Origin of the sequence: Streptosporangium heterodermiicola (assembly GCF_051390675.1) — a bacterium.
In the GTDB taxonomy this organism is placed as follows: domain Bacteria; phylum Actinomycetota; class Actinomycetes; order Streptosporangiales; family Streptosporangiaceae; genus Streptosporangium.
This window is the reverse complement of the sequence record NZ_JBPJSR010000030.1, coordinates 60,702-81,658: the sequence shown is the minus strand read 5'-3', so window position 1 is coordinate 81,658 and position 20,957 is coordinate 60,702. Positions and strand designations below refer to the sequence as shown.

The 20,957-nt window shown below is 71.6% G+C and carries 20 protein-coding genes and 1 pseudogene; 12 read left to right on the top strand and 9 right to left on the bottom strand.

The window, feature by feature from the left end; translation table 11 throughout:
* Nucleotides 1-11 precede the first annotated feature (11 nt).
* A complete protein-coding gene (locus ACSC1Q_RS38660) occupies nucleotides 12-659 on the bottom strand; it encodes a TetR/AcrR family transcriptional regulator (RefSeq protein WP_436763698.1) in 648 nt (215 codons plus the stop codon).
* A gap of 85 nt (nucleotides 660-744) precedes the next feature.
* Between ACSC1Q_RS38660 and ACSC1Q_RS38655 the strand changes: the two genes are divergently transcribed.
* On the top strand, nucleotides 745-1,386 hold the full coding sequence (locus ACSC1Q_RS38655) for an NAD(P)-dependent oxidoreductase (RefSeq protein ID WP_436763697.1): 642 nt from the start codon (nucleotides 745-747) through the stop codon (nucleotides 1,384-1,386).
* 119 nt (nucleotides 1,387-1,505) lie between these two features.
* Here ACSC1Q_RS38655 and ACSC1Q_RS38650 read toward each other — a convergent pair whose 3' ends face one another.
* Both ACSC1Q_RS38650 and ACSC1Q_RS38645 read right to left on the bottom strand, forming a co-directional pair.
* Nucleotides 1,506-2,366: a TIGR02452 family protein gene (locus ACSC1Q_RS38650; protein WP_436763696.1), complete on the bottom strand. Its 861-nt coding sequence runs from the start codon at nucleotides 2,364-2,366 to the stop codon at nucleotides 1,506-1,508.
* 149 nt (nucleotides 2,367-2,515) lie between these two features.
* Entirely contained in the window at nucleotides 2,516-3,343 is an 828-nt protein-coding gene (locus ACSC1Q_RS38645) for a class I SAM-dependent methyltransferase (RefSeq protein ID WP_436763695.1), read from the bottom strand.
* A gap of 577 nt (nucleotides 3,344-3,920) precedes the next feature.
* Between ACSC1Q_RS38645 and ACSC1Q_RS38640 the strand changes: the two genes are divergently transcribed.
* Complete coding sequence (locus ACSC1Q_RS38640; protein ID WP_436763694.1) at nucleotides 3,921-5,471, top strand: hypothetical protein; 1,551 nt, start codon at nucleotides 3,921-3,923, stop codon at nucleotides 5,469-5,471.
* A 37-nt stretch (nucleotides 5,472-5,508) separates the two neighbouring features.
* On the opposite strand, the gene ACSC1Q_RS38635 is transcribed toward ACSC1Q_RS38640, so the two are convergent.
* A complete protein-coding gene (locus ACSC1Q_RS38635; protein ID WP_436763693.1) occupies nucleotides 5,509-6,681 on the bottom strand; it encodes a UDP-N-acetylglucosamine--N-acetylmuramyl-(pentapeptide) pyrophosphoryl-undecaprenol N-acetylglucosamine transferase in 1,173 nt (390 codons plus the stop codon).
* 371 nt (nucleotides 6,682-7,052) lie between these two features.
* Between ACSC1Q_RS38635 and ACSC1Q_RS38630 the strand changes: the two genes are divergently transcribed.
* Complete coding sequence (locus ACSC1Q_RS38630) at nucleotides 7,053-8,279, top strand: leucine-rich repeat domain-containing protein (protein ID WP_436763692.1); 1,227 nt, start codon at nucleotides 7,053-7,055, stop codon at nucleotides 8,277-8,279.
* A 29-nt stretch (nucleotides 8,280-8,308) separates the two neighbouring features.
* Here ACSC1Q_RS38630 and ACSC1Q_RS38625 read toward each other — a convergent pair whose 3' ends face one another.
* The gene (locus ACSC1Q_RS38625) at nucleotides 8,309-9,313 is read right to left on the bottom strand and encodes a carbohydrate-binding protein (RefSeq protein ID WP_436763702.1); all 1,005 of its coding nucleotides are present in this window, start codon (nucleotides 9,311-9,313) and stop codon (nucleotides 8,309-8,311) included.
* Nucleotides 9,314-9,536: 223 nt separating this feature from the next.
* On the opposite strand from ACSC1Q_RS38625, the pseudogene ACSC1Q_RS38620 reads away from it, so the two are divergent.
* The 4 genes and pseudogenes from ACSC1Q_RS38620 to ACSC1Q_RS38605 form a co-directional block, all read left to right on the top strand.
* Nucleotides 9,537-9,905: pseudogene (locus ACSC1Q_RS38620) on the top strand (cellulose binding domain-containing protein); the annotation flags it as partial.
* A 51-nt stretch (nucleotides 9,906-9,956) separates the two neighbouring features.
* The gene (locus ACSC1Q_RS38615; protein ID WP_436763701.1) at nucleotides 9,957-11,159 is read left to right on the top strand and encodes a cellulase family glycosylhydrolase; all 1,203 of its coding nucleotides are present in this window, start codon (nucleotides 9,957-9,959) and stop codon (nucleotides 11,157-11,159) included.
* A 456-nt stretch (nucleotides 11,160-11,615) separates the two neighbouring features.
* Nucleotides 11,616-11,987 (top strand): VOC family protein, encoded by a 372-nt coding sequence (locus ACSC1Q_RS38610; RefSeq protein WP_436763691.1) that lies wholly within the window; start codon nucleotides 11,616-11,618, stop codon nucleotides 11,985-11,987.
* An 18-nt stretch (nucleotides 11,988-12,005) separates the two neighbouring features.
* On the top strand, nucleotides 12,006-12,644 hold the full coding sequence (locus ACSC1Q_RS38605) for a DUF4865 family protein (RefSeq protein WP_436763690.1): 639 nt from the start codon (nucleotides 12,006-12,008) through the stop codon (nucleotides 12,642-12,644).
* Between the two features lie 41 nt (nucleotides 12,645-12,685).
* Here ACSC1Q_RS38605 and ACSC1Q_RS38600 read toward each other — a convergent pair whose 3' ends face one another.
* Nucleotides 12,686-13,330: a LysE family translocator gene (locus ACSC1Q_RS38600; RefSeq protein ID WP_436763689.1), complete on the bottom strand. Its 645-nt coding sequence runs from the start codon at nucleotides 13,328-13,330 to the stop codon at nucleotides 12,686-12,688.
* A gap of 331 nt (nucleotides 13,331-13,661) precedes the next feature.
* Between ACSC1Q_RS38600 and ACSC1Q_RS38595 the strand changes: the two genes are divergently transcribed.
* A complete protein-coding gene (locus ACSC1Q_RS38595) occupies nucleotides 13,662-14,660 on the top strand; it encodes a ketopantoate reductase family protein (protein ID WP_436763688.1) in 999 nt (332 codons plus the stop codon).
* Nucleotides 14,661-14,729: 69 nt separating this feature from the next.
* On the opposite strand, the gene ACSC1Q_RS38590 is transcribed toward ACSC1Q_RS38595, so the two are convergent.
* Entirely contained in the window at nucleotides 14,730-15,095 is a 366-nt protein-coding gene (locus tag ACSC1Q_RS38590) for a hypothetical protein (protein WP_436763687.1), read from the bottom strand.
* Nucleotides 15,096-15,554: 459 nt separating this feature from the next.
* Here ACSC1Q_RS38590 and ACSC1Q_RS38585 point away from each other — a divergent pair, with 459 nt between their 5' ends.
* Nucleotides 15,555-16,373 carry an alpha/beta fold hydrolase gene (locus tag ACSC1Q_RS38585; RefSeq protein ID WP_436763686.1) on the top strand — a complete coding sequence of 273 codons (819 nt, stop codon included), beginning with the start codon at nucleotides 15,555-15,557 and terminating at the stop codon, nucleotides 16,371-16,373.
* Nucleotides 16,366-16,932 carry a TetR-like C-terminal domain-containing protein gene (locus ACSC1Q_RS38580; protein WP_436763685.1) on the top strand — a complete coding sequence of 189 codons (567 nt, stop codon included), beginning with the start codon at nucleotides 16,366-16,368 and terminating at the stop codon, nucleotides 16,930-16,932. Before ACSC1Q_RS38585 ends, ACSC1Q_RS38580 begins: the two co-directional genes overlap by 8 nt.
* Before the next feature lie 222 nt (nucleotides 16,933-17,154).
* Here the strand turns inward: ACSC1Q_RS38580 and ACSC1Q_RS38575 are convergent, their stop codons facing one another.
* A complete protein-coding gene (locus ACSC1Q_RS38575) occupies nucleotides 17,155-18,267 on the bottom strand; it encodes a winged helix DNA-binding domain-containing protein (protein ID WP_436763684.1) in 1,113 nt (370 codons plus the stop codon).
* Between the two features lie 176 nt (nucleotides 18,268-18,443).
* On the opposite strand from ACSC1Q_RS38575, the gene ACSC1Q_RS38570 reads away from it, so the two are divergent.
* Nucleotides 18,444-19,454, top strand: coding sequence for a zinc-binding dehydrogenase (locus tag ACSC1Q_RS38570; protein WP_436763683.1), 1,011 nt, complete (start codon nucleotides 18,444-18,446; stop codon nucleotides 19,452-19,454).
* Nucleotides 19,455-19,473: 19 nt separating this feature from the next.
* Nucleotides 19,474-19,851, top strand: coding sequence for a MerR family transcriptional regulator (locus tag ACSC1Q_RS38565; protein WP_436763682.1), 378 nt, complete (start codon nucleotides 19,474-19,476; stop codon nucleotides 19,849-19,851).
* Here ACSC1Q_RS38565 and ACSC1Q_RS38560 read toward each other — a convergent pair whose 3' ends face one another.
* A complete protein-coding gene (locus tag ACSC1Q_RS38560) occupies nucleotides 19,852-20,649 on the bottom strand; it encodes a GNAT family N-acetyltransferase (protein WP_436763681.1) in 798 nt (265 codons plus the stop codon).
* Between the last annotated feature and the right edge of the window lie 308 nt (nucleotides 20,650-20,957).

Here is a 20,957-nt window from a genome sequence, read left to right as displayed (position 1 = left end):
GAGCTCCCCGGTCACGGGCGAACGGGTGCCTCCGGCTCCCGGACGCCGTCCAGGAGGGTCCTGGCCAGCGCGGCGGCGAACTCGTCGAGCGGCTGGGCGGCCGGGCCCGACGGCGGGCGTTCCCCGGCGAAGGCGTGCAGGAAGGCGCGCTGGAAGCACGCCCCGAGGAACAGGGCCGCCGCCGCCTCGGGGTCGGCGCCGGCGCGGAGGCGCCCGGCGGCGCGCTGCTCGCGCAGGTAGGCGGCGAGGGCGTCGAGCGGCTTGTGCGGGCCCATGTCGAGCCTGTCCATCTCCTCGCCGTGCCGCCGCAGCAGCACCGGATCGGAGAACAGGGAGGCGGCGATCGGGAAGGTCGACGCGTAGAACGCCACGGCGTGCCGGGCGATCTCGGCCAGGGTCTCCTCGACGTCGCGCCCGTCCCTGTCGCCTGGCCCGTTCGCTCCCCCGCTCTCCAGCTCGGCGAGGAGCGGGGCGAGCCGGGGCAGCCGTTCCTTCAGGACGAACGTGAACAGCTCCTCCTTGCTGTCGAAGTGCTTGTAGAGCGCGGCCTCCGAGCATCCCGCGACGCGGGCGATCTCCTTGGTGGTGGTGCGGGCCAGCCCGATGGTCCGCATCAGCTGGTCGGCGGCGTCCAGGATCCGGACCCGCGTCGGCTTCATGCTGGGCGCTCCCCCGGAGTTGACGGATAGGTGGGTGAACACTCACTCTAATGGTTAGTGAGCACTCACCAACCAGGAGGGCACCATGAAGCTGACCGTCTGCGGAGCGACGGGCGGTACGGGCCAGGAGGTCGTACGGCAGGCGCTGGAGGCGGGGCACGAGGTGACGGCGGTGGTGCGCGATCCCGCGCGGCTGCCGGACGGCCTCACCGGCGTGCGGGTGGTGACGGCCGACGTGACCGACCCGCGGGCACTGCGTCCCGCGATGGAGGGACGGGACGCCGTGATCTCCGGTCTCGGCCCGCGCAGCAGGAAGCTCGCCAGGGACGGCATCGTCGCGCCCGCGACGCGGGGGATCCTGTCCGCCCTGGAGGTCTGCGGGGTGCGCCGCTTCGTCGCGGTGAGCGCGGCCCCCGTCGGCCCGTCGCCGCAGGGCGACCCCTTCCTCGACCGCAGGGTCACGACCCCGCTGATCCGGAGGTTCCTGCGCGACGTCTACACCGACCTGGGGGCGATGGAGGAGGCCGTCCGCGCCAGTGACACCGAGTGGACGGTCATGCGGCCGCCCCGCCTGCTGGACAAGCCCCGCACCGGGACCTACCGGCTGGCCGTCGGCGGCAACGTCCCCGGCGGGCGCACGATCGCCCGCTCCGACCTGGCCCACGCGATCCTCGCCCTGCTGGACGACCCGGCGACGGTGGGCCAGGTGGTCGGCATCGCGTACTGAGTCGATCCGAGACACCGGAGGAGACGGCACGGGCGCGGGACGTTCCCGGCCCGACGAAGCCAGGCAGGATCAGGCAGGAGCAGACACCCGGCCGTTCCGGGGGCGCGAGAACCGGTGCCCTATCCGGGCTCGCCGGCGAACGCCCGGGCGAACGCGTCGTGGACGGGCGTTCCGGGGATGTCGTCGAGCACGGCGAAGACCACCCGCTCGAAGCGCCCGTGGAAGGCACCCGAGGGGCCGAGGTGCGTGGCGAAGCAGTCCGCCACGAGCGCGGGCGAGTTGCGGAACACGCCACACCCCCACGCCCCCAGTACGAGCCTGCGCGGTCCCGAGGCGGCGAAGAGGCTCAGCGCCCTCCCCGAACGCTCGAACAGCACCTCGGGCAGGCGGGCGCGCCGCTCGTCGTTCTCGTCCATGGCACCGGCGTTCGGCGCGGCCACGGTCAGGAACGAGACGGGGTACGGGCGGGCGAGCAGGCCGCCCCGGTCGTCCCTGAAGACCGGGACCGCGGGCGAGAAGATCGCGCGATCGCTGTAGAGCGGATCGCCGCGCTCGCGGTGGAAGGCGTAGAAGTCCGGCGCCTGGAGCAGGCAGCGGTAGAGCCCCGACGCGTACGCGAGGCTCTCCTCCTGCGCCTGGGTCCCCCGCAGGAAACCACCCCCGGGATTCTTCGCCGAGGCGAAGTTCAGGCAGCCGACGGCACCGTCGCCCCCGCCCCGGTCGCCACCGGTTTCGTCGACCCCGGCCATCCGGCGGGCGGCCGACAGGGAGGTCTCGTTGACGACCTTCACCGAGGTCGCGAAGGCCGCAGGCGCGGCGAGCGGCCCGACCGGCTCGTCGGGCCCCCACAGCCGGGTGCCCGCGACGGCACCGGCGAGCTCTTTCGCGATGGACACCCGCCCCCGCGCGGGGTGGTCGTACCAGCCGCGCTCCAGGGTCTCCACGGTCTCCGCGGCGAGCGCCCGACGTGCTTGCGACATCTTTCCTCCCGGTTTCCCTCCGGGCAAAAGTTATCCTCATGGTGAGAAATTCTCAATACGAGAAGGACAAGGAGATCGGCGCCGCCGACCTGGGCCGGCACGGCCGGATGAGGTCACGTCGCCCCGCCCGATTCCCGGGCCGCGAGCTCTCAGCCGCGGACCGCGGTGAACAGGGCGTAGCTGATCTGCGGGATCTCCCCGAAGCGGCGGTATATCTCCGCGCAGAGGGCGAGCTGCTCGCCGAGTTCGCCGCCCAGGCGGATGGCGGAGGCCGGGAGGATGTCGCCCACGAGCTGGAAGGATCGGCTGATGTTTGGCCATATGTCGTGAAATATCTCGATCTTCAGCCCAGCCCGGTCCATCTCCTCGTAGAACTCATCCACGGTGGGCAGGAAGTGGACGTTGAAGCTCCGGGAGAAGTGCTCCAGGTCCGCGGCGTCGTCGGCGGCGAGAGGGCCGAGCAGATACCACTCCCCCACCACGAACCGCCCGCCCGGACGCAGCACCCGGGCGATCTCGCCGAGGGCCGCCGCCGGGTTCTCCATGTGGACGAGCGACTCGATGGCGTACGCCGCGTCGAAGGAGGCGTCGTCGAAGGGGAGCCACATCGCGTCGGCGAGCTGGAAGTCGGCGTGTCCCTGGCCCTGGCCCGCCTCGGGGCGGCCCTCGGCGAGCCGCACCTGGTTCTCGTTCAGGGTGATCCCGGTGACGTGGACGTCGCGCGCGGTGGCGATGCGCACGGCGGGCCTGCCGGTGCCCGAGCCGACGTCCAGGACGCGCTCGCCGGGAACGACCTCCAGGCGCTCGGCCACCAGGTCGGTGAGGTGGTCCGTCGCCTGCGCGACGGGCGCCTCGTCGTAGTCGTCCGTCCAGTAGCCGACGTGGAGGTTGCCGCCGAACGCGTCGGCGCAGGAACCGGTGAGCTGGTCGTACATCTCGCCGATCATTCCTGGCGAGGGCTTTTCCTGCCGGGTCATGGTCGACCTGCCTTTCGGGAGCGGTCCGCATGCTGTTCCGTGGCGGAAAGTCCCCGTGAAAGACGCGCCTTCCCGAGCTCGTTCCGGCCGTGTGGCCGGCGACCGTGGCCACGCGGGACCTCGTGGTCGCCGACCTGCGATTTTCCATGAGAAATCACACGACGAATTCTTGCCGTACGACATTCCCGGCTTAACTACCCTGCACTTCGTGCGGTCGCCAGATTACTCAGAACGCGAGCGGGTAACGGCCGTGCCGCCGGGGCCTGTTCGGTAAATCTTCGTCCATGTGACATGGGCCGCCGGTGAGCCGGGCCCCGCCCTCCCGCCGGTACGCCTGACCAGCCGGGCGATCACCCCTCCCGATGGCCGGGCGCCGGGGGTCCGGCCGCCCCCGATCGCCGTGCGATCCGTATCCGGTTGCCATGCGATTCATATCGGATCGTCACCCGGAAAAGGGGCGATCACCCCTCTTGCACGGCCCGCCACCCACTGCGATGCTGCACGGGAATCCGCGAAACACCGCAGTGCGAAAGAATTCCATTGAATTCCTTACAAGAGGTGACTCATGGCGTTAGGCGTGGAAGTAGAACTCGCCCGGCCGATGCTCGACCTGGACAGGTCGATCCTTCCCGGAGACACCGAGGTGTACGTTCTCCCGAGGCTGCTCAAAATCGTCAGCGACAAACGCGGCATCGTTCTCAACGGAACGAGGAGAAGTTACTCGAACGTCGAATTCGTCACCGTCCACTTCGACCAGCACGCCGGCTCGGCGGCGGAGGCCGAGGCCCAGCTGCGGGAGCGGCTCGCCGTCATCGAATCGCTCAGGGCCGACCTGTACCGCCACCCGGACAACCGCCGGCTGTCCAACGTGATCACCGTGACCTCGACCGGGCTGTACACGGCCTTCAAGCAGGCCAGGCTCGATGCGACCATGCTCGGCGGCCTCGATCCCGTCCTGACGCGGGACGCCTTGATCGCGCCGCAGACCTACCCGGTCCCGAACAACGACCTGAACATGCTGATCCACTACACCGTCGGCATCGCACCCGAAAAGCTCGGCCCCGCCCTCACCGGCATCGCCGCGCTCACGATGAATCTGAGCGGTTCCGGCAACCACCTGAAGCAGCACGCGGAGCGCGCCGAGGCGGTGGGCCTGCACTGCGCGGGGCTGATCCCCACCGGCGGGGTGCGGCAGGCGCGCCTGCCGGAGCTGGCCGGCTATCTGGCGCTCGTCTTCACCCAGGTCGCCGCGTTCGCCGACATGGTCGCGAACTCCGACCACAACGGCAAGGTCACCGGGCAGCCGAAGAACTACGTGGCCGCCCTCTCCCGGGTGCCGATGCGGATCATCTTCGACTCGCTGCACGACGACGTCCGGGCCGCGATCCGGGGACGCGCCGGCGCCATCAGCGACCACATCGGGGATCGGATCATTCCCGCCTTCAGCGACGGCGACTCCCGGGAGGTCACCAACCAGCCGATCACCATCGGCAACTACATCGCCTCGGCGCTCGGCGGCCGGCCCGCCGTCGACCAGGAACGCGTCTTCGGCGGGATGAACGAGACCGGCCTCGACCCGTCCGTGCACGGCGCCGCCGACCCCGACGCGGCCGTCGGGCGCGGCGTGCCGGTGGAACTGCGGGCCTACGGCACCCACCACCCTTCCTGGCCCACCTTCGTCGGCGAGGCCGTCACACTGCTGCGCTGGTCGCGCGGGATGGCCCTGTCGGACCTTCCCAAGACCGGCTCCACCGACCACTGGCTGCCCGAGGTCAACCGGCTCCTCGGCGAGTACGAGACGAACGTCCGCAAGGTGCGCAAGGAGACCCCGCCTGCCGAGGGCGAGTCGATGTTCGCGGTGAATTGGAACGTTACAGTCCTGCACCGCAGGATCGCCGAGACCCTCAAGGAGTATCCGGGCTTCCCCGGCCACGCCCGAGGCCACGGCTGGCTGCCCACCGACCTGGCCGGCCTCGCCTGCTACCGGCGTTACACCGACCTCACCCGGGGGCTCGGCGATCTCATCGAGGGCTTCGACCCCGACCCCTTCCCCCCGCCCTTCGACTTCTCCGGCCCGATGTCCGAGGAGGAATCCGACATGGAAGAAGAGTCCATGGAGATGAACTAGGCCTCCGGGCGGGAGCGGAGCGCGGGCCCGGCCGGGCTCAGCCGTCCTTGCCGTTCACTCCCGCCGCCTCCAGGAGCACCAGGGCGAGGCTGTCGGCGGCGTCGACGCGACCCAGGGCACCGGCGGCACCGGCCATGGCGGCGCGGGCGTGCGGGTCTCTCAGGAGGGCGTCCAGCTCGGCCAGGAGGTGGTCCGCGGTGGGACCGTCCTCCAGGAGCGCGCTGGCGGCGCCCGCCTCGGCGAGATAGCGGGCGTTCTGGCGCTGCTCGTCGGCGGCGGAGGGCATCAGGGGGATGAGGACGGACGGCTTGCCCACCGCGGTCAGCTCGGCGACCGTGCCCGCCCCGCTGCGGGAGACCACGACGTCGGCGGCGGCGAACACGTCGGCCAGCTCGGCGCCGACGTACGGCACCGGGCGGTAGCGGTCGCGCACCCCGACGGGCAGCCCGGCGGCGGTACGGGTGAGCTGGGCGATCCAGCCGGGGCCGCACTGGTGGATCACCTGGGCGCGGGAGAGCAGCGCGGGCAGGATCGCCTCGACCATGGTGTTGATCTGGCGGCTCCCCTGGGCGCCGCCGGTCACGTAGACGAGGGGCAGGCCGGACGAGAGCCCGAAGTGGCGCCGTCCCGCGTCGACGTTGCCGCGCAGCAGGTGGGGGCGCACCGGGTTGCCGGTGATGACGGCCCGGTCGCGCACGCCCGCGGGCAGGTGCTCGATCGAGGAGGGGTGGGTGAGCGCGATCCGCCGGGCGAAGCGCGACAGGATGCGGTTGGCCAGGCCGAGCGAGGTGATCTGCTCGTGCATCACCAGCGGCCGGCCCAGCACCCGGGAGGCGACCCCCAGCGGCACGCACACGTATCCGCCGGTCGACAGCACCACGTCGGGGCGGTAGCGGGCGGCGATGCCGAACGCCTGGAACACGCCGACCGGGATCCGGAACATGTCCGCGAGGTTGGTGGCCAGCTCTCGCGGGTTGGGCGAGCGCCTGAGCTTCCCGGCCGTGATGGCGCGGAACGGGATGCCGTGCTCCGCCGCGACGCGGGCCTCCAGGCCGGCCGCCGTACCGACCCAGAGCACGTCCAGGTCGAGCCCCCGCGCGGCGGCGTGGTCGCGCAGGGCCGCGACGGTGGTCAGCGCGGGGTAGGTGTGGCCACCGGTCCCGCCGCCGGTGACGAGCAACCGCAGGGTCCGGCGATTTCCGGCCTCCATATGTCTGTCCATCCTTCCGCTGTCACCAGCTGTCACCATGGTCCGTGCCCGGCCCCCGCCCGGCCTCCGGCCGGTCCGTTTTCGGGCCGTGTTCGGTTCGTGTCCGGGTTCGTACTCGGCCCGCGGTCGGTCCGCGTCCGGGTACGCACCCGGTTTGTGTTCAGGTTCACACCGGCCCGTGCCCGGTCCGCGTTCGCGGGCCGCGCCGGAGTGCCCGGGGGCCCCGGGCACGGTACCCGACGTCCAGGCGAAGATCCACTTTGCCCTGCGTCGCCGCGCGGTCGCGCCCGGTGGTTTTCCGACACGCCCGCCATCCGGGAGCGTCATCCGAACGGCTTTCGAAATTCGTCGCGATGAGTACGGTATGTGACATGGATCTGACGGTTGAGCATTTCTCCGGGGCGTCGGAGCGTCTCGGTGACGCGTTGACGGTGCTCCGGCAGCAGGCCGGGGCCGGCGCGGAGGCACTGGACTATTTTGGCGACATCACGGAGGAGTTGCATCCGATCGGATCCTGGCTGCGGCGACCGGTCCAGGCCGGGGAGTGGCCGCACCACATCATGCCTCCCATCTACGGTTTGCTGTTCGCCCAGGCGTGGTCGCTGGCGTTTCCCGGCGAGACGCCCCCGGTCTTTCCCGACGGCGCGGAACGGACGGAGTCGGGATGGATCGTGCACCGGGCGACGATCTGGTTCGGCGACACGTACGTGCCCGGCTGGCTCGACGTGAAGGCGCCTTTGGTCGTGATCGGCGGGCTGGTGGTGGAGGGGCTGCTCGACGACGGCGACGCCTCGGAGAGCTACCTCGCGGTCAGCGGTGACCTGCGGGCCCGCGCGATCCACAGCGCGGCCGACCATCTCGTGCTCGGCACCGTCGCGGCGGGGGTGATCTTCTGTTCGGGCAACGACGGGGTGCTCGTCGCGGGCGGGGACATCGTGGCGGACCTGTTCGTGCCCGCCGAGCACGCGTACGAGCACTACGGCCGGCTGCTGGCCGGGGTCATCGGCGCCGGTGACCGCGACGACATCGTGGCCGAGCGGCTGGCGCCGTGGCTGCCCTCGGGCTACGTGCGGCTCGGCGGGTACGGCGCGCCGGTGGACAGGTGGCGCGTCCTGCAGGAGGCCGCCGCGGGACGGTCACCGGTGCTCGCCCAGCCCCGGCCGGTGATACTGCCGCCCCCGGCGCTCCTGCTCTCGGCCCTCGCCTCGCCCTCCGGGGTGGAGGAGCTCGACCTGTCCGGCAGCCGCCTGCACCGCGTCCCCGAGGACATCTCGGCCCTCACCTCGCTGACCCGGCTGGATCTGGAGCACACGCCGCTGACCGGCCTGGACGGCATCGAGGGCCTGCGTACCCTGGAGCACCTGTCGATCAGGAACACGCCGGTGCGGTCGCTGGCCCCGCTCCAGGCGCTGAAGGACCTCCGCCACCTCGACGTCTCCTACTGCGACGACGTCCAGGACTGGATCGTCCTGCTCGACCTGCCCGCGCTCGACACGCTCGTCGCGCACGGCTGCGCCCTCCCGGCGCACGTGCGCGCGCACCTCGTCACCAGGCTCGGGGACCGCATCATCGGGCAGGGCGCGGGCCCGGTCGGCTGACCGGCCGGGCCGTACGGCTCAGCGGCGTTTCAGAGGCGTTGCCAGAGGGCGGGGGTGGTGGACGGCTCCCAGCCGGCCTGGGCGGTGTGCGCCTGCAGGCACCGGTAGCCCACGCCGGAGTAGGTGACCTGGGCGCCGACGGCGTAGGCGGTGCCGGCCTTCCAGGACGTGGCGCCCGTCTGGGTGGGCGTGGGGGTCGGCGCCGGCGTACGGGTGGGTGTGGGAGTCGGGGTGGGCGTGGGGGTGGTCCCGCCCACCAGCTGGTAGCCGCGCATGTTCCGGAGCAGCATGTAGGTGTTCTGCAGCGAGCCCGAGGTGTCGCCGAGGGAGCGGTAGATGCCCCACTTGGGACGGACGCGGTCGGCCAGGAAGGTGTCCACGCCGGTCTTCGTGGCGTCGATCACCGTGGTCCCGCCGCTGCGCAGCACCCAGCGCACCGACCCGGCGGTACCGTTTCCGATCTTGATCTCGTACTCGACGTCGACCCACTTGTCCTGCAGCGGTTCGAGGTCGGTCCTGCCCACCAGGATGTCCCCGGCGAAGATCTTGTGCTCGATGGTCTGCTTGCCGCCGACCCTGCGCAGCGAGGTCACCGTGATGGGGGAGGTGCCGTTGCCCGGCTGCTTGGTCTGCATGATGTGGGTGAAGGTGGTGGTGGCCTTCAGCGTGCTCGGGATGTACATCGAGTAGGTGACCCGCCAGGTCTCGCCGAGCCGCCACTGCAGGAACGACCCGCCGCCACGCATCCCGGTGACCTCGTGGCGCTGCCGGTCCGTGGCGGTGTCGCGGTCCACCGTGTGCATGTCGAAGCGGAAGTCGCCGCCCGAGACCTTGATGTGCGGGGCGGCGGACGAGTGGGAGCCCGCCCGGTCGTCCTCGACGGTCTCGAAGGCCGACAGGCCCGCCTGCGAGGCGTCCGGCGACCAGCGGAGCTGCCAGGCGGCGGCCCCGGCCGCGGAGGCGGAGGCGGGCAGGGCGGAGGCCGGGAGCAGCAGGGTCGCGAGAACCAGCAGAGCCTTGCGCGGGCGTTTCATGGCGGTCACGGCGGTCACCTCTGAGTCGCGGCGTATCGGGGGGTTACGCCATCCTGCCCCGGCGAAAACCGTTAGGAAAGCTTCCTAACGATTAAATTTTCTTAAGCGGGCAAGGGGATCCGGTCTTGCGTGACAGGCCCGCGCCACCTAACGTCACGTGTCACGTTAGGAAAGTTTCCTAATAAAGCGCCACGACGTGCCCCACCCCCCGACGCAAGGAGCGATGATGCGGCGCACCACCCCAGCCCTGGTGCTAACCGGGTTGCTGACGTTACTGTTCACCCTGCTCGTCCCGTCCGCCGCCCACGCGGACACCGCGACGTTCACCAAGGCGCAAGATTGGGGCAGCGGCTACAGCGGCCAGTACACGGTCAAGAATACCGGGACCTCCACGCTGAACGGCTGGACGGTCTCCTTCGACCTCCCGTCGGGCACGAGCCTCGGCACGTACTGGGACTCCCTGATGACCAGCAGCGGCAGCCGCTACACCTTCAAGAACCGGGAGTACAACGGCACCCTGGCCCCCGGGGCGAGCACCACCTTCGGCTTCACCGCCTCCGGCTCGGGCTCGCCGGTCAACTGCACGCTCAACGGCGCCGCCTGCGCCGGCGGGCAGAACCCCGGCGACACCACGCCGCCGAGCGTGCCGTCCTCCTTGCGCAGCACCGGCACGACGTCCTCCTCCATCAGCCTGGCCTGGAGCGCCTCGACCGACAACAGCGGCACGGTCAAGGACTACCGGGTCTACGAGGGCTCCGCCGTGGTCGCCACCGTGACCGGCACGACCGCCACGGTCTCGGGGCTCGCCGCCTCGACGGCCCACACCTACACCGTCACCGCCCGCGACGCCGCCAACAACGAGTCGGCGAGGAGCGCGTCCGTCACGGCGACGACCCAGGCGGGCAGCGGCGGCGGCACACCGGTCGCGGCCAACGGCCAGCTGCGGGTCTGCGGCACCAAGCTGTGCAACCAGAACGGCAAGCAGATCCAGCTGCGCGGCATGAGCACCCACGGCCTGCAGTGGTACCGGCAGTGCGTCACGACCGGCTCGCTGAACGCGCTCGCGACCGACTGGAAGGCCGACGTCGTCCGCCTGTCCACGTACGTCCAGGAGGGCGGCTACGAGACGAACCCGAGGGCGTTCACCGACCTCGCGCACACGCTCATCGAGCAGGTCAGCGCGCAGGGCATGTACGTTATCGTGGACTGGCACATGCTCACCCCCGGCGACCCCAACTACAACCTCGCCCGCGCCAGGACCTTCTTCACCGAGATCGCCCAGCGGCACGCCGCCAGGCCGAACATCCTCTACGAGGTCGCCAACGAGCCGAGCGGCGTGAGCTGGAGCACCATCAAGGGCTACGCCGAGCAGATCATCCCGGTGATCCGGGCGCAGGACCCCGACGGGATCGTCCTGGTCGGCACCCGCGCCTGGTCCTCGCTCGGCGTGTCCGAGGGCGCCTCCGAGACCGAGGTGACGGGCAACCCGGTCAACGCCTCGAACATCATGTACACCTTCCACTTCTACGCGGCCTCGCACGGCACCGAGTACCTCAACACGCTGTCCCGCGCGGCCGACCGCATCCCGATGTTCGTCACCGAGTTCGGCACGCAGAACTACGCGGGCGAGGACGCCAACGACTTCACCATGTCCCAGCGCTACCTCGACCTGATGGCGACCAAGAAGATCAGCTGGGTCAACTGGAACTTCTCCGACGACAACCGCTCCGGCGCTGTCTTCAAGGTCGGCACGTGCAACGCCGGCGGCCCCTGGACCGGTACGGCGTCACTGAAGGAGGCCGGCGTCTGGATCCGTGACCGGATCCGCACCGCCGACGACTTCTGACCGTTCCGACCGTAAGAGACCGGCTGGAAAGGGCCGGAACCGGGACAACCGGGAGGGAGACCGCCGCGAAAGCCGGTCTCCCTCCTCCGTTCTCCCCTCTCCCCGATGACGGCTCACCCGTCCGGTTCGATCTCCACCCGGCCAGCAGCAGCTCGCCGGAAGCGGGGGCGGCCGGAAGCGGGCGCGGGGCCCGTACGCGGCCGAGCGGCGAGCCCCGCTCCGGGCCCGCACACCCCCGCTGCCGTCAATATAAGTTGACACAATGTCCGCGTCAGCCCCGGTTGACGAAAGCGGGAAGCCCCCGCGAGCACGGCCGCGACCGATGCGACGGTTCAACGCTTCGCGCCTTCGCGGCTCGCGGCGGTGGGCGTGTCCCCCGGGCACGGCCACGACTCCGGATACCGGGGACCGGATACCGGATTTCCTGGAGATGGGGGTTCCTGCCAGGATTGGGACATGGTGAGGATCGGGCAGGTGGTGCTGGGCGTCACCGATATGCGGCGCGCCGTCGGGTTCTGGACGCGGGCACTGGACTACGCGCCCCGCGAGGGCCAGGCCGGGGACGACTGGACCGTGATCGAGCCCGTGCGCGGGGACGGTGTCCCGCTGGCACTCGACGTGACGCGGACCCCTGTCCAGGAGCACCCTCGGATGCACCTCGACCTGTTCGTCCCCGACGCCGCCGAGCAGGCGGCCGAGGTGGAGCGGCTGGTGTCGCTGGGCGCCGAACGGGTCGCCTGGGACCTCTACCCGGACGACCCCGACTTCGTGGTCCTCGCCGACCCCGAGGGCAACCTCTTCTGCGTCATCGACCTCGGCCACGGCTGAGCCGCGGAGGCGCGGGGCATGCGACGACACGACGACAGGAGGTCCCCTTCCATGCACGCCATGCAGTACGAGATCGGGCTGCCCGCCGACTACGACATGGGGATCATCCGTGAGCGGGTGGCGACCAGGGGCCACGCGCTCGACGGCTACGCCGGGCTGGGGCTCAAGGCGTACCTGATCAGGGAGAGGGGGGTGGACGGCTCCGCGGTCAACCAGTACGCGCCGTTCTACCTGTGGAGCTCCCTGACCGGCATGAACGACTTCCTGTGGGGCGGGGGCGGCTTCCAGAACATCGTGCGCGACTTCGGCAGGCCCGTGGTGCGGCACTGGACCGGTGTCGGCTACGAGCGGGGGCCGTCGGCGGCGGTCCCCCGCGCGGCCTCGCGCCGTACCGGCTCGATACCCGCCGACACCGACCCCGCGGCCGTGGTCGAGCGGGCCCTGGCCGAGCTGCGGCGGCACGCCGGCACGCCGGGCGTGCACTCCGCGGCCCTCGCCGTCGACCCCCGGCACTGGGAGCTGGTGCGCTTCACGCTGTGGGAGCACGAGGTGCCCGGGGCAGGAGCCGGTCCCGGGGAGGGGGACGAGGTCGCCTACCGGGTGCTGCACCTGTCGACACCGCACCTGGACGACATCGCGACGGGCCGCCACTGGTAAGCCGTCACCAGGACGCCACCGGCAAGCCGGACCGGCTCCCCCTACGCGGCCACGGCGGGCGAGCGGTCGGCGGCGATGCGCAGGGCGAGCCCGCCGAGCACGGCGCCCATCAGATAGCGCTGCACGCGCATCCAGGTAGGCCGCCCGCCCAGGAAGGTCGCGACCGAGCCCGCGGTCAGCACGATCAGCGCGTTGACCGACAGCGCGATGACGATCTGGGTGGCGCCCAGCAGCAGGCTCTGCGTGCCGACGTCACCACGCGCGGGATCGACGAACTGCGGCAGCAGCGACACGTACAGGATGGCGATCTTGGGGTTGAGCAGGTTGGTGACCAGCCCCATGGAGAAAAGCCGCCGTGGCGGGTCCGCGGGGAGGGCCCCGGGCGCGAAGACCGGCCGGGCGCCGGGCCGGATCGTCCTCCAGGCCAGCCACAGCAGGTACGCGGCGCCCGCGAGCTTGATCGCGACATAGACGGCGGGCACCATCGCGAAGATCGCGGCGATCCCGGCCACCGCCGCCAGCAGGTAGATCAGGAAGCCCGCCGCGACGCCCGCCAGCGAGATCATGCCGGCCAGGCGCCCCTGCGTCACCGACCGCGACACCAAGTAGATCATGTTGGGCCCGGGGGTGAGCACCAGGCCGAGGGCGACCGCGGCGATGCCCGCGAGAGCGCTGACAGAGATCATGAGCACATCATCGGGCAGCCTCCGCGCCAAAAGAACGGCCAATTCACGAAATTGGCCTTAAGCCGGGTCGCTGGCCCCTGGAACAGGCACCGCGAGATCATCGAGCTCCGCGTCCTCGCGGCCCGGTGGTGATCGCCGGGCGCGGAGACGGAGTACCGGGCTGTGCCCACCGGGCCCGGAAACGAACAGCCGGGCTCCGCGGCCCGATGATGACCACCGGATGCCGAAGCGAACAGCCGGACTCCGCATCTCGGTGACGACCACCGGTTGTCGAGGGGGACCACCGGGTCCGGGGGTGGATCGCCGGTCGGCCCTGTGCGAGGGTCGGTCGATGCGATACATCATCATCGGGGCCGGGGCCGTCGGCGGGACGATCGGCGGACGGCTGTTCGCCTCCGGGCACGATGTCGTGCTCGTGGCGCGCGGCGGGCACTACGAGGCGCTGCGCGACGGCGGGCTCAGGCTCGCCACGCCCGGTGGCGCGTTCACGCTGCCGATCCCGGCCGCCGACCGGCCGGAGGCGGTCGAACTGCGGCCCGACGACGTCCTCGTCCTGGCGGTGAAGACCCAGGACAGCTCCGCGCTGCTGGACGCGTGGGCCGGGCGGCCGGTGACCGGCGGGGGAACCGCGGCCGAGACGCTGCCGCTGGTCTGCGCGCAGAACGCGGTGGAGAACGAGCGGCTCGCCCTGCGGCGCTTCCGGCGGGTGTACGGGATGTGCGTCTGGTTGCCGGCGACACACCTGGAACCGGGGAGGATCGCGGCCTCCGGGACACCGATGACCGGGATCCTGCATCTCGGGCGCTACCCGTCGGGCACCGGCCGGACCGTGGAGGAGATCTCGGCGGATCTGGAGAAATCGGCGTTCCTGGCGCCGGTCGTCGCCGACGTGATGCGCTGGAAGTACGCCAAGCTGCTGGCCAACCTGGGCAACGCGCTGGAGGCGATCTGCGGCCCGATCCAGGAGGGGAGCGAGGCGCTCGGCCTGCACCGGCGCGCGATGGCCGAGGGCGAGGCGGTGCTCGACGCCGCCGGGATCGCGTACACGAGCCAGGAGGAGCAGACGCGGGTGCGGGGCGACCTGATACGGCTGGTGCCGGTCGACGGCGTGGAGAGGGGCGGCGGGTCGTCGTGGCAGAGCCTGGCCCGGTCCACGGGATCGATCGAGTCCGACCATCTCAACGGGGAGATCGTCCTGCTGGGCCGGCTCCACGGGGTCGCGACACCGGTCAACGAGACCCTGCAGCGGGTGGCGAACGCGTTCGCCCGCGAGCGCAGAGCCCCGGGGAGCATGCCGGTCTCCGACCTGCTGGACCTCGTCGGCTCCTGATCACGCCCTTTTGGCGGTTCTCCCCCGGGGGCGCGCGAGGTCCAGCTGATCCGGTGTGGCGGACGGATCCTAGTAACGGTAGTGATAGGTGGCATTGACGAAAACGTACGTGTTGAAGTCGGCCGAGCCGTTCTCGTACCTCGTCCAGGCCTTCTTCAGCCGCGAGTCGACGACGTAGCGCTTACTGCTGCGAGAATGGCCGCGCTTGATGGCCCCCAGATAGACCTGCCCCTTTCCCACCACGCGCCCGTTGACCCGGAGGGTGCACTTACCTCCCACCCAGTCGATGTGATGGCGGCTCCTGTTCGTGACGGTGACGCGGATCTCGCAGGCGGTCTCGCACCACCCGAAACTCAGTTTGAGCCGGACGGCCGGCGCTGGGCCGCCGCGGCGGCGGGAGTGTCGACGAGAGAACCGGCGAGCAGGAGAGCGCATACGAATGCGATCGAACGTCTCATGGCATACCCCAAGCCAGAGAATTGCCCCGCGTCTCCCATAATTCCATGTAGCCATATTTGGGGCAATAATAGCTTTTAGTAGCATGAAAAGGATCCACCGAAATACGCCCTCCCGGCAATTCCGATGATCGCTCGCCCCGAATCCCCCGTGACAATTCCTCGGCGAGAAGCGCGGCGATATGGCACGTTCCAGGAGGACAGGCCACCGAGCGGCGTACGCACCCCGATCGGACAGAACCCGCCGCACTCTCCGAAGCAGGTCCCGGCGCGTCCCCCTCGACCCGACGCCATCACCGTCGGCCCCCCTGGAACGACCACGAGACGGCCCGCCAGAAAGAGTGCCCCGCCGCGAAATCTCCCCGCGAACAAGCCCTTGACGACGAAAGCTACTCGCCTTAGCTTTAGAGCTATGGGAGATAGCCAAGGAGTGCGCGTGATGGGTACGGAGTTCCTGGACGTGACCGGCGGGCGGCTGGCGTACGAGGTCACCGGGCCGCGGGACGGGCCGCTGGTGGTGTGCGCGCACGGCATGGGCGACACCCGCAAGGTGTTCCGGTTCCTGGCGCCGCGACTGGCGGAGGCGGGCTACCGGGTCGCCACGGTCGACGTGCGCGGCCACGGCGAGTCCAGCACGGGCTGGCCCGACTACAGTCCCCGGCCGGTCGGCGCCGACCTGCTGGCCCTGGTCCGCCACCTGGGCGGCCCCGCCGTCCTCGTCGGCAGCTCCTCCAGCGCGGGGGCGGTGGCGTGGACCACGGCGACCGCCGCCGAGGGCGAGGTGCGCGCCGTGGTCATGCTGGCGCCCTTCGTCGGGCGGCCGCAACTCGGCCTGATACTGCGGCTGGCGCAGAATCTCGTCATGGCCAGCCCGCTCCTGTGGGGGATGTACTACCGCTCCCTCTATCCCACGGCGAAGCCCGCCGACCTCCCCGGCTACCTGCGCGACCTGAGGGCCACGCTGCGCGAGCCGGGCAGGATGGCCGCCGTCTCCGGGGTCGTCGCTCCCGCCGAGGGCCACTGGACCGACTGCGCCCCCCGCATGACCTGCCCGGCGCTGATCGTCATGGGGACGAAGGATCCCGACTTCCCCGACCCCGCCGCGGAGGCCCGCCTGGCCGAGGAGGTGCTGAGGCCGTACGCCGCCACGGCCGGGGTCGCGATGATCGAGGGAGCCGGCCACTACCCGCACGCCGAGCTGCCCGAGGCCACCTTCGCCGCCCTGGAGGGCTTCCTGGCCGGAGCGGCCCGTGCCTAGAGCGGGCCTGACCTCCGCCGCGGTGGTGGACGCGGCGCTGGCCCTGATCGACGACGAGGGACCCGGCGCGCTGACGCTCGCCGCGGTGGCCGCTCGCACCGGGGTGGCCGCCCCCTCCCTCTACAAGCACGTCCGCGGCCTGCCCGAGCTGCGCAAACTCGTCGGCCTGCACGTGATGGACGACATGGCGGTACGGCTCGGCACGGCGGCGATGGGCAAGAGCCGCGACGAGGCGATGGCGGCCCTGATGCGCGCCTGGCGGAGCTACGTGGTCGACTTCCCGCACCGCTACGCGGCCTTCCCCGACAACCCGCTGAAGGACCCCGACCTGGTCGGCACGGCGACCCGCCTGCTGGAGGTGATCCTCGCCGTGCTGCGCGGCTACGGGCTGGAGGGGGCCGCGGCGCTTCACACCACCCGCTGCGTCCGCGCGGCCGTGCACGGTTTCGCCTCCCTGGAGGCGGCCGGCGGGTTCGGCCTGGACGAGGACCTGAACACCAGCTACGAGATGCTGATCGCCATGGTCGTCTCCGGCCTGCCGCGGGCACCGGTGTCCTGAGCGGACGGCGATGGGCCGGTCGTCGAGCAGGCCCTCAAGAACTTCCTGGAAGAGGGGCCAGCCCGTCGAGCTGGCTCGGACCTCCCGGGAGCGGTGTCCGGCCTGTCGGACGGGTGCTCAAGAACCTCCCGGAGGAGAAGCCGGCCCGCCGAGCGGGCTCAGGGCCTCCCGGAAGGGGAACCGGCCCGTCGAGCTCAGACCCGGGAAGCCGGTTCGCCGGGCTCAGGTCTCCTGGAAGCGGATGTCGCGGGACGTCGCCGCCGGGGCGACGAAGTCGAGCATGCGCGCCCCCTCCACCTCCAGCTCCGCCCGCTCCCCCTCGCTCACCGGCGCGAAGAGCTCGACCTCCAGGATCGCCTCGCCCCGCTTCGCCGTCACCTTCCACATGCCCCGTACGAAGCCGTCGACCAGCACCGTCGCCTTGATGATGCCGTTGATGGTGAAGATCCGCGCCCGGTACTCCTCCTCCGTGATCCGGGTCCTGGTCCGCTGGGCGAACGACAGCAGCGTGTTGTCGAACTCCGACAGGTAACGCACCGGGGCGGGGGTCTCCGGGTCGGGACGCGACGCCTCCGGCAGGTCGAACAGCTCCGCGCCGTCCTCGGTCGCGAAGACCCGCAGGCCCATCTCGCGGACGACCTCCCCCAGGCGGGTCATGCCCGACCACTGCTGGGCGTCCATCACCGTGGCGGGACCGTAGGCGGCGAGATAGCGGCGGATCGCCTCCTCCGCCGCGGCCCGGCCGGGCCGCTCGTCCTGGGACCGGCCCAGCCACGCCTCCGCGGTGGTGTGGGCGGCCTGCCCGCCCACCCCCCAGATCCCCCTCGGCGGGACCTGGACCAGCGCCAGCGTGTTGCGTACCCCGGCGACCAGGTCGGCCGCGGGAGCATCCGGCCACCGCTCCCGCAGCAGCGCGCCGAGCTCGCGGAAGGTCAGCGGGCGCTCCTCCACCAGCTTCCGTCCCACGGCGGCGAGCTCGTCCAGGTCCACGTCCGCCAGGCCCCTGCCGTGCGCCGTCCCCCGCAGGCCCCGCGCCAGCATCGGCCCCAGCAACGGGCGCAACGTCATGCAGTCGTCGGCGGTGACGAGATGGATGGTGGAGCGCATCAGCGACAGCCGTACCACCAGGCGCTCGTTGATCAGCCGGGCGAGGTCGTCGGCGGCGAACCCGGACAGGCGGGTCCACAGCCCGATGTAGGGAGGGTTCGGCGCCTGGGCCTGCATGCCGTACAGATGACGGACCGCCTCCAGCGCGGGCAGCTCCGCGCGGGCCAGCAGCAGCTGCCGCTCCAGGGTGGCCCGGTTGAGCGCGCGCCTGCTGAGCACCTCGGGCATGCGTGTCCTCTCGTGAGTCCTCTCGCGGGCGAGCCGCACATGGCATGGCATGGCGTGCGGCACCGTGATGTCCGCCTCCGGGTCCGCGCCAGAGTATCCAAGGTGCTTGACCTTCACGTAAAGGTCAACATCTAGCCTCCCGACCACCGCCAGGAACGGCTCGACGGGAGACGACGATGACCATCACCGCACGCGAGATCCACCTCACCCACCGCCCCACGGGGCGGCCGGGCCCCGAGCACTTCCGGCTGGTCGACACCCCGCTCCCACCCCCGGGACCGGGACAGGTGCTCGTACGCAACCGCTACCTCGCCATGCGCGCCGTCATGCGCGCGCTCATGACCGGCACCGGCCTTCCCCTGCCGTCCTACCGTCCCGGCGAAGTCATGTGGGGACCCGCGATCGGAGAGGTCGTGGCGGCCGGGGGGCCGGGCACGCCCCCGCCGGGCACCCTGGTCGCGCACCGCCACGGCTGGCGCGACCACGTCCTGGCCGACGCGTCCGAGTTCAGGGAACTGCCGGACGGCCCCGCCCCCCTCGCCCACCTGGCCCAGGCGGACACCGCCTACGTCGGGCTGGTGGAGGCGGCCGGGCTGCGGGAGGGCGACACCGTCTTCGTCTCCGGCGCCGCCGGATCGGTCGGCGTCATGGCCGGGCAGATCGCCCGGCTCAAGGGCGCCGGTCGCGTCGTCGGCAGCGCGGGGTCCCCCGCCAAGGCCGCCTGGCTGGTCGGCGCCCTCGGCTTCGACGCCGCCTTCGACCGCCACGACGGGCCGATCGCCGACAGGCTGACGGAGGCGGCGCCCGACGGCGTCGACGTCTGCTTCGACAACGTCGGCGGGGAACAGCTCCAGGCCGCCGTCCTGGCGGCCCGGCCGGGCGCCCGCGTCGCCCTGTGCGGCGCCCTCGCCCACCAGAACGCCGACGGGCCCGCCGGGCCCGGACAGGGAGCCCCCGTGGAACTCGACACCCTCGCGCTCGTGGCGAAGCGCGTCTCCCTGCGCGGATTCAGCGCGCACGCCCACCCCGGCCTGCGGCGGCAGTGCGAGGAGGAGGTCGCGGGCTGGCTGCGCGACGGCCGCCTCACCGTGCCGTCCGTCCATTTCGGCGGCCTCGACCAGGCACCGCGCGCCCTTCTCGAACTCCTCGAAGGACGGCACACGGGTAACGTCGTCGTGGAGCTGTGACCACGACCCGGGAGGGCTCATGCGCATCGGCGAGGCCGCGGACGCGGCGGGCACCACCACCCGCGCCCTGCGCTACTACGAGGAGCAGGGCCTCCTGACGGCCGGGCGCACCGCCGGCGGCTACCGCGTCTACGACGCGGCGGCCGTGCGGCGGGTGCGCAACATCCGCGAGCTGCTGGCCGTCGGCTTCACCGTGGAGGACGTGCGGACCTTCGCCGACCTGCTCGACCGCGACCTGCCCGAACGGTTCGCGGTGACCGAGAGCGGCGTCTGCGCCGGCGCCATGCGGACGGCCCGGGAGCGCCTCGCGGCACTCGACGACCGCATCGGCAGGCTGACCCGCCTGCGCGACCGCCTCACCGAGCGCGTCGAGCCCCTTTTCGGCGATCAGAGGTGATCAGAGCGTCGGCGGCACCCACACGTACGGCGTCGTCGTCGTGATCGCCTCCAGGCCCAGCCTGGCGAGGATCGGGCGGCTGGCGTCGGAGGCGTCCACCTGCACCAGGGGGAAACCCCGCGCCACCGCCAGCTCCGCCCGGTACGACACCATCGCCCGGTAGACGCCCCTGCCCCGCCACTCCTTCAGGGTCGAGCCGCCCCACAGCGAGGCGAAGTCGGTGCCCTCGTGGAAACGCGCCCACGCCGCGCACACCACCTGCCCGCCCGCCTCGGCGATCACCACCGCGCACGGGTCCCCGGGACCGGCGAGGTCGCGCTCCAGCATGCCGGGCAGCCAGCCGTGGTCCGCGTCCCAGACCGTCTCCTCCAGCTCGCGGATGCGCTCCAGGTCGTCCCGCCCCGCCGCCTCGCGCAGCCGCACCCCGGCGGGCGCCGCCTTGGCGCCGGCCAGCTCACCGGCCTCGCCGACGAACACCGTCTCCCGCTCCCGCGGCTCGAACCCGGCCGCCACGAGCCGTTCGGGCAGGTCGGCGGGCAGGTCGTAGCCGTGGTACTTCCACTCGACCTCGCGTCCGACCCGGGTGAAGAAGTCCCGCTGGCGCGCGATGAAGGCGTCCAGCTCGGCGCCCGCCAGGCCGCCCAGGTCCCGATACGTCAGGAACCCCTGGCCGTGGCCGTTCGACACGGTCCTCAGCAGCGGCCCGATCCGCTCGGCCGTACGGCCCGGCATCGGCCTGGCCCGGAGCTGCTCGTCATATGCCGCGAGGTAGGCGGAAGCCCGCGATGAGATGTCCATTGCGAACAGCCAATCACACACTCATCGCCTCCGACATGGCGTTATGGACCTAGACACGGCCCAAAGGCTCTCATCGTGTCCCGGCGCCTTTACAGCGTAGATTCGCAAGCGGCGGGAGGGGCCGCGCGGTACGCGAGCCGGACGTACCCGTCCCAACGCACCTCCGCCGAGCCCACGAGCGACCCCCGCGTCCGGCCCGCGAGAGACCCCTGCCGGGTGTGGCCCCGGCTCCCGCCGGGCGTGGAGTCCCGCCGCGCCACGCGCGGCCGCCTCGACAGGCTCCCTGTGCTCCCTGCGCTCCCTGCGCT